Source organism: Streptantibioticus silvisoli (assembly GCF_027947535.2).
GTDB classification, from domain to species: Bacteria; Actinomycetota; Actinomycetes; order Streptomycetales; family Streptomycetaceae; genus Streptantibioticus_C; species Streptantibioticus_C silvisoli.
Window position 1 is genome coordinate 149,899 of sequence record NZ_JAAGKO020000001.1, and the last position, 11,791, is coordinate 161,689.

At 73.0% G+C, this 11,791-nt stretch carries 10 protein-coding genes; 2 read left to right on the top strand and 8 right to left on the bottom strand.

All coding sequences use genetic code 11. The features are described 5' to 3' along the window. The first annotated feature begins 53 nt into the window (after window positions 1-53). Window positions 54-740, top strand: a complete 687-nt coding sequence (locus POF43_RS00560; protein ID WP_271323539.1) for a helix-turn-helix transcriptional regulator — start codon at window positions 54-56, stop codon at window positions 738-740. A gap of 1,018 nt (window positions 741-1,758) precedes the next feature. On the opposite strand, the gene POF43_RS34725 is transcribed toward POF43_RS00560, so the two are convergent. After that, the gene (locus tag POF43_RS34725) at window positions 1,759-2,319 is read right to left on the bottom strand and encodes a DUF3592 domain-containing protein (RefSeq protein ID WP_271322131.1); all 561 of its coding nucleotides are present in this window, start codon (window positions 2,317-2,319) and stop codon (window positions 1,759-1,761) included. Between the two features lie 624 nt (window positions 2,320-2,943). On the opposite strand from POF43_RS34725, the gene POF43_RS00570 reads away from it, so the two are divergent. Then, window positions 2,944-4,272, top strand: a complete 1,329-nt coding sequence (locus POF43_RS00570; protein ID WP_271312462.1) for a C1 family peptidase — start codon at window positions 2,944-2,946, stop codon at window positions 4,270-4,272. Window positions 4,273-4,579: 307 nt separating this feature from the next. On the opposite strand, the gene POF43_RS00575 is transcribed toward POF43_RS00570, so the two are convergent. The 7 genes from POF43_RS00575 to POF43_RS00605 all read right to left on the bottom strand — a co-directional run bounded on the left by POF43_RS00575 (window position 4,580) and on the right by POF43_RS00605 (window position 11,781). Continuing rightward, the gene (locus POF43_RS00575; protein ID WP_271312463.1) at window positions 4,580-5,737 is read right to left on the bottom strand and encodes an alpha-hydroxy acid oxidase; all 1,158 of its coding nucleotides are present in this window, start codon (window positions 5,735-5,737) and stop codon (window positions 4,580-4,582) included. Next, entirely contained in the window at window positions 5,734-7,029 is a 1,296-nt protein-coding gene (locus tag POF43_RS00580; protein WP_308217711.1) for an aminotransferase-like domain-containing protein, read from the bottom strand. Before POF43_RS00580 ends, POF43_RS00575 begins: the two co-directional genes overlap by 4 nt. Continuing rightward, a complete protein-coding gene (gene lipP1, locus POF43_RS00585; protein WP_271322130.1) occupies window positions 7,026-7,997 on the bottom strand; it encodes a LipP1 family hormone-sensitive lipase in 972 nt (323 codons plus the stop codon). The genes POF43_RS00580 and lipP1 overlap by 4 nt, the downstream gene beginning before the upstream one ends. A 34-nt stretch (window positions 7,998-8,031) precedes the next feature. Then, on the bottom strand, window positions 8,032-8,826 hold the full coding sequence (locus POF43_RS00590; RefSeq protein WP_271322129.1) for a DUF3050 domain-containing protein: 795 nt from the start codon (window positions 8,824-8,826) through the stop codon (window positions 8,032-8,034). Window positions 8,827-8,900: 74 nt separating this feature from the next. After that, entirely contained in the window at window positions 8,901-9,863 is a 963-nt protein-coding gene (locus POF43_RS00595; protein WP_271312467.1) for an alpha-ketoacid dehydrogenase subunit beta, read from the bottom strand. Next, window positions 9,860-10,861: a thiamine pyrophosphate-dependent dehydrogenase E1 component subunit alpha gene (locus POF43_RS00600; protein ID WP_271322128.1), complete on the bottom strand. Its 1,002-nt coding sequence runs from the start codon at window positions 10,859-10,861 to the stop codon at window positions 9,860-9,862. The genes POF43_RS00595 and POF43_RS00600 overlap by 4 nt, the downstream gene beginning before the upstream one ends. Continuing rightward, entirely contained in the window at window positions 10,858-11,781 is a 924-nt protein-coding gene (locus tag POF43_RS00605) for a phytanoyl-CoA dioxygenase family protein (protein ID WP_271312469.1), read from the bottom strand. The genes POF43_RS00600 and POF43_RS00605 overlap by 4 nt, the downstream gene beginning before the upstream one ends. Window positions 11,782-11,791: the final 10 nt, after the last annotated feature.

The window sequence follows — 11,791 nt, forward strand, 5'->3', positions numbered from 1 at the left end:
TCTCCATGACCCAGGAAACCATCACAAGGTCCCAGGAATTGCTTAGCACTACGGTGACTGGTCCTGGTCCGCTCAACCCGGCGCGTGCGGCCGCCTCCCAGCAGGCGGCGGATCTCCGCGCCCGGGGACGTGTTCGCCGCCGCGCCTGTACGGCCAACCTCGACCCCGAACTGCGCATCACGTCGGCCGACCCGGACTTCTACCACCAGTTCGGCCGCAGCCCCTCGGACGTCTGCGGTCGCAGCCTCTACGAACTGCTCCACCCCAGCGCGCCCACGGTCTTCGGGCGGCACTTCACCCGGTTGACGGAACGCCGCTGCAACCGCTTCGCCGAGCGGATGGTGGGCCTCAAGGGTGAGAACGGCGAGACCCCCTTCTCCGGCGAACTGGTCGGGATCGCGGTCCACCAGAGCGACGACCGGCTGTCCGGCATCGTTGTCATGGTGCAGCCCGACGAGGAAGCCGGGGAACCGGCGGCCACCGAGCCGCTGAAGCACCGCAAGGCGATCCTGAGCAAGCTCGACGCCCTCGTGCTGGAAGGCGTAGCCAGCGGCGCCTCCACCGTCCAGCTCGCCTCCCGCCTCTACCTCAGCCGCCAGGGCGTCGAGTACCACGTCGGCCTGATGCTGCGCACCCTCAAGGCCCCCAACCGGGCCGCGCTGGTCGCCCGCGCGCACTCGATGGGCATGCTGACCGTCGGCCACTGGCCGCCCCGCGTGCTGCCGGAGTTCGTCAAGTAGGGCGGGCTTTCGGGTAACGGGCGCGCTGGAGGAGGGTCGTCGGGGCGGGGGCCCGGCGGGCGGCGGTACGGAAAGGGCGGCGCGGGAGCCGATGTGTCGACGGCACGGCCGATGTGTCGACCGCGCGGGACGGCGGGCGGCGTACGGGAGGGGGCTTGGCGACGGCACCGGAACGGCGGCCGGTGGCTGACGGCCGACGGTCGGTGGCGCGAAGACCGGTGGCCGACGGGTGCGCTGGCCCCGCCCGCGCCGCGTGACACGCGCAGGCCGTGACCGGCCCACCCCGGCCACGGCCTGCGCATCTCCCGGACCCCGCCCGGCCCTTCGAGCGCCACGGCCACGGCACCCACCCACCCACCGCATCGTCCGGAGCCGCGAGCGACACGCGTTCCGGCGCTGCCCCGACCGCGTCCGACAGGGCGGCGGCATCAGGGGGCGGTTGTAAATCGCGGACAGCCGCCGGGGGATGATCCGGCCCGCCTCAGTGCACGGGGAACGCCGCCTTGCGCGCGTCTCGGCGCCTCGTGGCCCGGGCTATCCCGTCCCGCCATGCCGAAAAAACGGGACCGCGCGGAACGCGAAATGCGGAATGTGGAATCAGCGCACCGGATAATCGCGACGGGTTCTGATTGCGCGACGCCCGAAGCACCGCGGAGCATGACCCATTGTCCAGCGCATTCTTCGCGCGCCGGCGCGGGCCCGGACAAAGGCCAGAACGAAGGCCCGGACAAAGGCCAGAACGGAGGCCAGAACGGAGGCCAGGACAGAGGCGCGGACAGCGGCGCGGACGGAGTCGTCACGCACCGCCCGCCGACCGGAACAGCCGGATTACCCGCGGCCGAACCGGATTCCGCGCGGCCGGAGAAGATTCCCGCCGCAGCGGCCAGAACGTTCCGCAGCAGCCGCAATGTCGTCCCGCAGCGAACAAGGGAACACGTCCGCAGAAGGAATCCCCGGGCCGTCGGTCCGGTGAGCGGAGCGACGGACCGTTGCCTGCGGGAGAGATCACCGACCGCCGTCAGCCGTGTTGTCCCCTGGAGCCGATCAGCAGACGAAGGCCGGCGAGCAGTGTTTTGAGCCTGATGACGAAGGTGATGGCACCGATCAGCGCGGTCAGGCCACCGATTCCGGTCACCGCGAACGCCACCCAGTCGTGCGCGGGGATGACGCGCGCCGATTGCGGATCACCTTTCCGGTAGGACAGTTGGACGCTGCCGCCGACGGTGGGCCTGACGCTGCTCGTGTTCGGCTCGGTCACCGTCACCCTCCGCCCGCTCGCCGCGGTGAAGGCGATGACGGGCGCGTACGCCGGCTGGCCGTGATCGTTTCGGGACGTCTGTACCCCCGTCACGGTCCCGGTGGTCGACATCCCGTTCGCGTAGGGCTGGTGTTGACGGTGCACGTAGACACCGACTCCGACGAAAACCAGCCCCACCACGAGTACGACCAGCGAACTCAGGATGCCGGCCCGTTTCCGGCCGACCTGTCCATCGATACCGACGATGCCGTCGGCGACGAGTATGCCTCCCGCGACGGCTCGTCCCCGGCGGCCCGTCACGTAGTCCCTGAACGATGTCACTACCGAGTTCTCCGTGCTCTGTCTTCGTGCGCTGTGTCCTCGTGCGCTGTGTCTTCGTGCGCTGTCTTCGCGTGCTGTCCGCGTGCTCTGCGTCTTCGCCGTCCGTCTTCTGGGTCCGTGTCCGCGTGGTCCGCGTCTTCCTGGTCCGTGACCTCGCAGTCCGTCCGCGTGGTCCGTGTCCTCGCCGTCCGCGTCTTCGCCGTGGCGAACCGGTCGGTCTCCGGGCCGGTTGGGCCCACCCCGCCGAGGCCCGATCGGTGATCGCAGGGGTCGGGGCGTCGGCGCAGCGGCCGGGCGCCGACCGCACGGCGCCTCGTGACCACCGCTTGCCGTGGCCATAGCCGGACCCCAGGGTGACCGCGCTTACGGCCCTGCCGCCAGGGTGCGGTTCACCCCGTCGCGAGGGGGAGGTGAGCCGGCCGGGCTCGGCTGCCGCCTGTCCGGATCCGGTTCGGCCAGGCCGGCGGGCGGGGCGGGCGGTGCCGCGCGGGCGGAGCGGCTTGCCTTCGATACCTCGTTGACTCGGCTGAACGGCCGTGCAACGGTGGGTGCGCTGCTCTGAGAACCGCTGGGAACTGGAGGCAGGCCGCTGTGACCTTCGGAGACGATGACTCCCGCCAGGCCATGGATCGCAGTTTGACCCCGGATCAACTCGAACTCTTCGAGAAGGGGTTCGCCGCCCGGTCGGCGAACCGGCTGATGCAGAACGCCGTCACCCAGACGCCGGTGGACGACGTCGCCCTGGACCGGCGGGTCGTCACCGGTATCGACCACTCGGTCTCGCACCATCTGGACGACTGGAAGGTCACCAACCAGAAGAAAAGCGGCCGCTGCTGGATGTTCGCCGGGCTCAACCTGCTCCGGGTCGGCGCCGCGCGGAAGCTGGGTGTGAAGGACTTCGAGTTCTCGCAGAACTACCTGCTGTGGTGGGACAAGTTCGAGCGGGCGAACCACTTCCTCGAAGCGGTCGTCGAGACGTCGGACCGTGAGGTGGACGACCGCACGGTGGCGCACCTGCTGTCGGACCCGATCGGGGACGGCGGGCAGTGGAACATGTTCGTGGCGCTGGTCGCCAAGCACGGTCTGGTACCCAAGTCGGCGATGCCGGAGACCCACAGCTCCTCCGCCACCCGGGCGATGAACCTGGCGCTGAAGACCCTGCTGCGCCAGGGCGCCCGCGACCTGCGCGCACTGGCCGCCGAGGGGGTCGCGGCGCAGCGGGAGTGCAAGCGGGAGGTGCTGGCCGCCATCCACCGGGTGCTCAGCATCCACCTCGGCACGCCGCCGCAGCGGTTCCTGTGGCAGTGGGAGGACAAGGACAAGGAGTTCCACCGCGACGGCTGGCTCACCCCGGCGCAGTTCGCCGCCTCGTACGCGCAGCTCCCGCTGGAGGACTACGTCTGCCTGGTGCACGACCCGCGGGAGTCCAGCCCGGTCGGCCGCACGTTCACCGTGCAGTACCTGGGCAACGTCGTGGACGCCCCGCCGGTGGTCTATCTCAACGCGCCGATGGAGCTGCTGAAGCGGCTGACCATGACCGCGATCGTCGACGGCGAGCCGGTGTGGTTCGGCTGCGACGTGAGCAAGATGTCGCGCTCGGACGTCGGGGTGTGGGATGCCGCGCTCTACGACTACGCGGGGGTCTACGACGCCCCCTTCACCATGGACAAGGCCGACCGGCTGCTTCACCACGAGACGCAGATGACCCACGCCATGCTGTTCACCGGCGTCGACGTGGTGGACGGCAGTCCGCGCCGCTGGCGGGTGGAGAACAGCTGGGGCGCGGAGAAGGCCGACCGGGGCTTTTGGACCATGAACGACTCGTGGTTCGGTGAGTACGTCTTCGAGATCGCGGTCCGGCGCTCCGCGCTGCCGCCGGAGCTGGCCGCCGCCCTCGACCAGCCGCCGATCGTCCTGCCCGCCTGGGACCCCATGGGCGCCCTCGCCGACTGAGGACGTCCGGAAGACGGACCGCGCCGCACGAGGGCGCGGGCTCCCCGCCTCCCCGAGGCGGGGGTCCGCCTCCTCGCTCACGATCCGGGTGAGCTGTCGTGTACGACGGCCACCAGGACCGTCCCCCTCGCCATCGCAGCCGGTCCCGTCACCGTCCGCCCGTAGCGGAGCGGTCTCGTGCTGCCCCGGGGCGACGGCGGACGGGACGGTCCCGGGTGCTGACGCCGGACGGGCTGGTGCCCCGCGGTGCCCGAACCCACGACTCGCGGCTGTGACCTGCACGTTCACTGATCGCGAACGCGACCCCTCAGGCCCCCGGTGCCGGGGGCCACACCGTGACGGTGTCGGGGGTGAGGTCGGTCAGGCGGGGGCGGCCGGCGAGGGTCATCGTCTGTTCCAGGTCCTCGCGCAGCAGGCGCAGGACCGCGGCCACCCCGTCGCGGCCGTCGTGGGCCAGGCCCCACAGGACCGGCCGGCCCACCAGCACCGTGCGGGCGCCCAGGGCCAGCGCCTTGGCGATGTCGCCGCCGGAGCGGATACCGCCGTCGAGGAGCACCGGTATCCGCTCCCCCACCGCGCCGGCGACCTCGGGCAGGGCGGCCAGCGGCGGGACGGCGCCGTCGAGTTGCCGGCCGCCGTGGTTGGAGACGATCACGGCGTCGACGCCGTGGTCGAGGGCGAGGCGGGCGTCCTCGGCGGTCAGCACGCCCTTCAGTACCAGGGGCAGCGGCGTCAGGGCACGCAGCCAGGCCAGGTCCGCCCAGGTGATCGCGGGGTCGAACTGGTCGCGGGACTGGGCCTCGATCGCGGAGGCGCCCCGGGTGCCGTAGGAGTTGGCGGACGGGACGGACGCGATGTTGACGGCGGCCAGCCGGTCCGGCAGCCGGAAGGAGTTGCGCACGTCGCGCAGCCGGCGGCCGACGCGCGGGGCGTCGACGGTCAGCACCAGCGCCCGGTATCCCGCGTCCGCGGCGCGGCGCACCACGTCGGCGAGTACGTCGCGGCGGCGCAGCCAGTACAGCTGGAGCCACAGCGGGCCGGTCGCCGCCGCCGCGATGTCCTCGATCGTCTCGCCCGCCAGCATCCCCACCACGAACAGCGCCCCGGCCGCGCCGGCCGCCCGGGCGGTGGCCAACTCCGCCTCCGGGTGGGCCAGTCCGTGGTAGGCGAGCGGTGCCACGCCGATCGGGGCGGCCAGCCGGGCGCCGAGCAGTTCGACGCCCGGGTCGACCGCGGAGACGTCGACCAGCACGCGGGGGCGCAGCGCGAGCCGCTGGAACTGGGCGCGGTTGGCAGCGAGCGTCCACTCCTCGCCCGCGGCGCCCTCGATGAAGTCCCACACGTCGGCGGGCAGCCGGTCGCGGGCCGCGGCCTCCAGGTCCGCCAGGTCGAGCGGCTCACCGCGGTCCGCGGGCGTCACGCCGTCCGGTGCGGGACGCGGCCGGGTGCCGTCCCCCGTGGTCACACCGCCTCCCGCAGGAAGCCGGCGAGTCGGCGGACGCCTTCGGCGATGTCGGCCGGTTCCAGGCAACTGCACGACAGGCGCAGGTCGTTGGTCCCTCCGCCGGCGGGGTGGAAGCCGGCCATCGGGGTCCACAGCACGCCCCACGCGCGGGCGCAGCGTTCCAGTGCGGCGTCGTCCGCGGTGAACGGCACGGTGACGACGGCGAAGAAGCCGCCTTCGGGCGCGTTCCAGTCCAGGCCGAGCGCGGTCCGCTCGGCGGCGGGGAAGGCGGCGTCGAGGCAGTCGAGCAGGGTGGCCATGTTGCGGGCGTAGAAGCGGCGGGAGCGTTCGTTGGCCTCGCGCAGCCGGAAGCCGTGGTGCAGCAGCATGCCGCCGATGACCGCCTGGCTGAGCGAGGGGGTGTTGACGGTGGTCATGCTCTTGAGCTTGGCGAGTTCGTCGGCGAGCAGGCCGCGCCGGCCGTCGGGGTGGACGACCTCCTGGTCGGCGACGACGTAGCCGAGCCGGGCGCCGGGGAAGCAGGTCTTGGCGAAGGAGCCCAGGTGGACGACGAGGCGGTCCGGGTCGAGGGCCTTGAGGGTGGGCCGGGGCAGCGGGTCGGTGCCGAAGAAGCCGTAGGGGTCGTCCTCGATGACCAGCAGGTCGTGCTCGGCGGCGGTGGCCAGCAGCCGGTGGCGGTCCTCGGTGGCCATGCTGGTGCCGGAGGGGTTGGCGAAGTCGGGCACGACGTAGAAGGCGCGTGGCCGGCGGCCGGCGGCCCGCAGCCGGGTGGCGGCCGCGGCGAGGGCGGCGGGGTCCGCGCCGCCGGGGCCCTCGGGGACGAACTCGACGGCGATGTCGAGCAGCCGGGCGGCGCCGGTGATGCCCACGTAGCAGGGCGAGCTGACCAGCAGGACGTCGCGGGGCGAGGCGAACAGCGCGCGCAGCACCAGCAGCATGCCCTCCTGGGCGCCGACGGTGACGACGAGCGCCTCGGGGTCGACGCGCAGGTCCTCGTCGGCCTCCAGGGTCCGGGCGATCAGTTCGTGGACGATGCCCTTGGTGCGGCCGTACTGGAACAGTTCGGTACGCACCCGCTCCGACGGCATGCCGCGGTCCTTGGCGAGGTGTTCGAGGTAGGTGTCGAGGTAGGTGTGGACGGAGTCCACCTCGAAGAAGCCCTCGTAGGGGCGGCCGGGGGCGAAGGAGATCGCGTCCGGGTACCGGGTGGTGACCTCGTTGAGGAAGGTCATGGTGTCCAGCAGCGGGTCGGACAGCGAACCGTGCAGGTCCAGCGGGGTCAGCGCGGTCACGGCCGGCCCTCCGCGACGGGGGCCGGAGCGGAGGCGGGGGCGTCGAGCGCGGTGCGCAGCCGGCCGGCGATCCAGGCGTGCGCCTCGCGGGCCTCCGCCAGGACGCCGGTCATGGTGAAGAAGCCGTGCGCCATGCCGTCGTAGCGCCGGGCGGCGACGGCGACCCCGGCGTCGCGGAGCCGGTCGGCGTACCGCTCCCCCTCGTCGCGCAGCGGGTCGTACTCGGCGGTGACGACGGTGGCCTCCGGCAGGCCGCCGAGGTCGGCGGCGCGCAGCGGGGAGGCCAGCGGGTCGGTGCCGTCGGCGCCGGCGAGGTAGTGCCCCCAGTACCAGGCGACCGAGTGCCGGTTGAACAGCAGCGGGTCGGTGTTCTCGCGGGCGGAGGGGGTGTCGGCGCGGTGGTCGGTGTTGGGGTAGACCAGGACCTGGTGGCGGATGGCCGGGCCGCCGCGGTCGCGGGCGAGCAGGGTGGTGGCGGCGGCCAGGTTGCCGCCGGCGCTGTCCCCGGCGACGGCCAGCCGCGCCGGGTCGCCGCCGAACCGCGCCGCGTTGCCGGCCGCCCAGCACAGCGCGGCGTAGCAGTCGTGGACGGCGGCCGGGAACGGGTTCTCCGGGGCGAGGCGGTAGCCGACGGCGATCGTGACGCATCCGGCGGCGTTGGCCAGCGAGCGGCAGACCGCGTCGCCGGTGTCGAGGCTGCCGAGCGTCCAGCCGCCGCCGAAGAAGTACAGCAGGACGGGCCGGCCGGGGACGGCGTCCGGCCGGTAGACGCGTACCGGCAGGTCGCCGTCCGGGCCGGGGATCGTCTCCTCGGCGAGCTGGTGCACCCGCTCCCCGGTGCCCGCGCCGGCGCGGATCGCCGCCAGGTCGGCGGCCCGCGCCTGGGCGAGCGTCAGTTCGTAGAGCGGCGGGGTGCCCTCGGCGGCCCGGTGGGCGCGCTGGGCCTGGAGTTGCGGGTGGAGCGGCATGGTCGGGTCTCCGGGGAGCGGGTGCGGCGGGTCGTCAGCGGCCGGGGAAGGAGGCGGTGATGGAGTCCCACAGCGCCACGCGGGCGGACAGCGCGTCGTGGACGGTACGGGCGCACTCCTCCCACTTGGCCCGGTCGTCGCCGCACAGGTCGATGAGCATCTGCATGGCCATCGGGGTGTGCATCTCGCCGTCGACCTCGATGTGCCGGGCGAGGTAGTCCTTGAAGACGGTCAGCGTGCCGGCCGTGTCCTCGATCCCGACGACCTGCTGGAACATCTCCGGGATCAGGTCCTCGCGGCCGAAGGCGAACGCGGCGGCCTGGCAGTGCACCGGGGCGGACTCGATGATCCCCCAGGTGGTGGTGACGAAGTCGGCCGCGCCCTGCGGTACTTCGGCGCGCTTGAGGGCTTCGGCGACGCCGGTCCCGTCGCGCAGCAGGCCGATGAAGGTGTCGATGGGCGTGGTGTCGGCGCCGGCGGCGGCCATGCCTTCGAGGTAGAGCTCGAAGTGGCTGATGTAGCCGTCGCCGTACTCGTCGCTCTCCTCGACCAGCACGATGTCGTTGATCAGCCGCCGGCTGGCGGTGGGCCCGCTGGGCACCCAGGGGACCTGGACGCAGGTGAGGTTGCGCTGAAGGGACTTCAGCAGGCACATGAAGTCCCAGACGGCGAAGACGTGGGTGCCGAGGAAGACCCGGACGCGCTCCAGGTCGTCCAGGGCGGTGTAGACGGGGTGGGCGACGACCTGTCCGCGTACCGGCTCGATGGCCTTCTGCAGGCTGACGAGTCCGGGGTGGGTGCGGTCCCAGTGGTAACGGCTGGCGGTCATGGCGGTTCTCCTTCAACTGGCCGCAGCGGCGGGCGCGTGCGGGTCCTGGGCGCCCGGGTGGACGAACGGGTCATTCACTTCATGACGGCGCGGATGGCTCCGGTCAGCTGCCGGGCGTCCGGCTGGAGGGCGCGGTCGAGTTCGAGGGCGAAGGGCAGCACGGCGCCGTCCGGCCGGGTGACGCGCCGGGGCGGGGCGGTCAGCCGCATCTCCTCGGCGGCGGTGGCCATCACCTCCGCCGCGAAGCCGCACGCCCGGTTGGAGTCGTCGATGACGACGAGCCGGCCGGTGCGCTCCAGCGACCGGCTCAGCGTGGCCCAGTCGAAGGGGTGGACGGTACGGGCGTCCACGACCTCGACGGAGATCTCCGGGGCGAGCTCCTCGGCGACGGCGAGCGCGCCGTGCACCGGGGCGCCGAGGGCGACCACCGTCACGTCGTCGCCTTGCCGGGCGATCCGGGCGCGGCCGAGCGGGACGGGTTCCAGGTCCCAGGTGACGTCCTGGCGCACCCCCATGGCGGCGGCCGGCGCGAAGACGATCACCGGGTCGTCGTCGCGGATGGCGGAGGCCAGCAGCCCGTAGGCGTCGCTGGGGGTGGCCGGGACGACGGTCTTGATGCCGACGTGCGCGAACAGGCTGTAGGGGTGGTCGGAGTGCTGGCCGGCCCAGCCCTCGCGCGATCCGGACCCGGGCACCAGGCAGGTCAGCGGCACGGAGGTCTGACCGCCGGTCATCAGCGACAACTTGTGGGCCTGGTTGGCGAGTTGTTCGAACGTCAGGAAGAGCAGCGAGGGGATCTGGAGTTCCACCACCGGGCGGCGGCCGGCCAGGGCTGCGCCGATGGCCATCGACACGAACGCCTGCTCCGACAGCGGGGTGTCGACCACCCGGTCGGTGCCGAACCGGGCCTGGAGGCCGAGGGTCGGTCCGGCGAGGCCGGCGCCCACGTCCTCGCCGAAGACGCACACCGACTCGTCGGCCGCCAGCGCGTCGCCGAGCGCCCGGTTGAGCGCCTTGGTGTAGGACAGCTTGCTCACAGCGTCACCCCCGCCCGGGGGCGCAGGCCGTCGGCGTACAGGTAGTCGCAGGCGCCGGAGATGTCGGGGGCGGGGCTGGCGAGCGCGAACGTGCGGGCGTCGGCCAGCAGTTGGCCGATCCCGGCGTCGATGCGGTCGGCCTCGCCGGGGTCGAGTGCGGCGGCGGCGCGCGGGAGCGGGTCGCGCTCCCGCCAGCCGGCCACCTCCTCGGCGGTGCGGTAGCCGAGCTTGAGGCGGCGCTCCATCGTGTGGTGTCCCTCGAACCGGTAGGTGCGGCACTCCAGGAAGGACGGCCCGTCGCCCGCCCGGGCCCGTTCGACGGCGCCGGCGGCGGCCGCCAGCACCGCCTCGCAGTCCATGCCGTCCACGGTCTGCGCCGGGATGCCGAACGCCCGGGCCCGCTCGACCGCGCCGCCGGCCACCGCGCCGGCGGCCGGCAAGGTGGTGGCGTAGCCGTTGTTCTCGCAGACGAACAGCACCGGCAGCCGCCAGATGGCGGCGAGGTTGAAGGTCTCCAGCAGGACGCCCTGGTTGAGGGCGCCGTCGCCGAAGAAGGCGGTGACGACGGTGTCGCGGCCGGCGCGGGCCTCGGCCCAGGCGGCGCCGGCGGCGATCGGGGCGCCGGCGCCGACGATGCCGTTGGCGCCGAGGATGCCCAGCGAGAAGTCGGCGGCGTGCATCGAGCCGCCGCGGCCGCGGTTGAGTCCGGTGACCCGGCCGGCCAGTTCGGCCAGCATGCGGTGCGGTGACGCGCCCTTGGCCAGCACGTGCCCGTGCCCGCGGTGGGTGCTGGTGATCAGGTCGCCGTCGCGCAGTGCGGCGCACACTCCGACGGCGACGGCCTCCTGCCCGATGTAGGGGTGGATGCCGCCGGCGATGACGCCCTCGCGTACCAGGTCCAGGGCCTGCTCCTCGAAGCCGCGCACCAGCCGCATGGCGCGGTAGCGGTCGGCCGGCTCCGCCAGCGGGAGGTGGTGGGGCGGTGCGGTCGGTGTCATCGGGATCGCCACACCACCGGGCAGAAGTCCGGGTCGGCGTAGTCGGGCTCCGCGGGGCGGCCGGCGGTGGCCTCGGTGCGGCGCACCAGGACGTCGTGGTTGTAGACCAGCGGGCTGCCGTCCGGGCGCAGGTGGGGGCGGTAGCGGTTGTCGCCGTCCTGGAGGTGGACGGAGACCGCGCGGCGCGGGCGGTCGGACCGGTTGGGGCCGCTGCCGTGGTAGGTGGCGCAGCTGTGGAAGCTGACGTGGCCGCGCGGGATGGTGACCGGGACCTTGCGGATGGTGTCGCCGTTGAAGTGGGCGGTCCGCTCCAGGATCTCCTCCAGCTCGGCGCGGTCGCGGCGGGCGAAGTGCCGGGTGGAGTCGTCGGTGCTGGTCTCCTTCCAGCGGTGGCTGCCGTCGATCATGGTGATGGTGCCCATCTCCTCCCCGCAGTCGTGGAAGGGGACGAACGCGGTCAGCATCCGCTCGGAGGTGCAGGTCTGCCAGTAGTGCCGGTCGATGTGCCAGGGCACCAGGTTGCTGGGCTCGGCCGGGTTCGGCGGCTTGTAGATCATGGTGGCCTGGAAGACCCGGATCTCCTCGGTGCCGGCCAGCGCGGCGGCGACCGCGCCGAGCAGCGGCTTGCGCAGGATGCGGCCGATCTCGTCGCTCTCGTAGTGCACGTAGTCGTTGTGCCGGTGGATCGGGCCGTCGGACGGCTGCCAGGAGGCGAGGTACGGCGGCCGGACGGGCAGCTGCCGGTCGCGGTGGCCGGCGTAGTACTGGTCGCTGGCCTGCGTGAGGGCGTCGAGTTCGGCGTCGTCGAACAGCCGGCGCGAGAGGTACCAGCCGTGTTCGGCGTAGAAGGCGACGTCCTCGGCGGTGGGCAGCAGGCGGGTCTCGGCGTCGGTGAGGGTCAGGTCGGCCGTGCTGGTCACGGGGTGGATC

What these genes read in the sequence shown, in the direction of transcription:
- POF43_RS00570 (WP_271312462.1), top strand. Translation starts at nt 2,944, where the DNA reads ATGGATCGCAGTTTGACCCCGGATCAACTCGAACTCTTCGAGAAGGGG.
- lipP1 (WP_271322130.1), bottom strand. Translation starts at nt 7,997, where the DNA reads ATGCCGCTCCACCCGCAACTCCAGGCCCAGCGCGCCCACCGGGCCGCC.
- POF43_RS00590 (WP_271322129.1), bottom strand. Translation starts at nt 8,826, where the DNA reads ATGACCGCCAGCCGTTACCACTGGGACCGCACCCACCCCGGACTCGTC.
- POF43_RS00600 (WP_271322128.1), bottom strand. Translation starts at nt 10,861, where the DNA reads ATGACACCGACCGCACCGCCCCACCACCTCCCGCTGGCGGAGCCGGCC.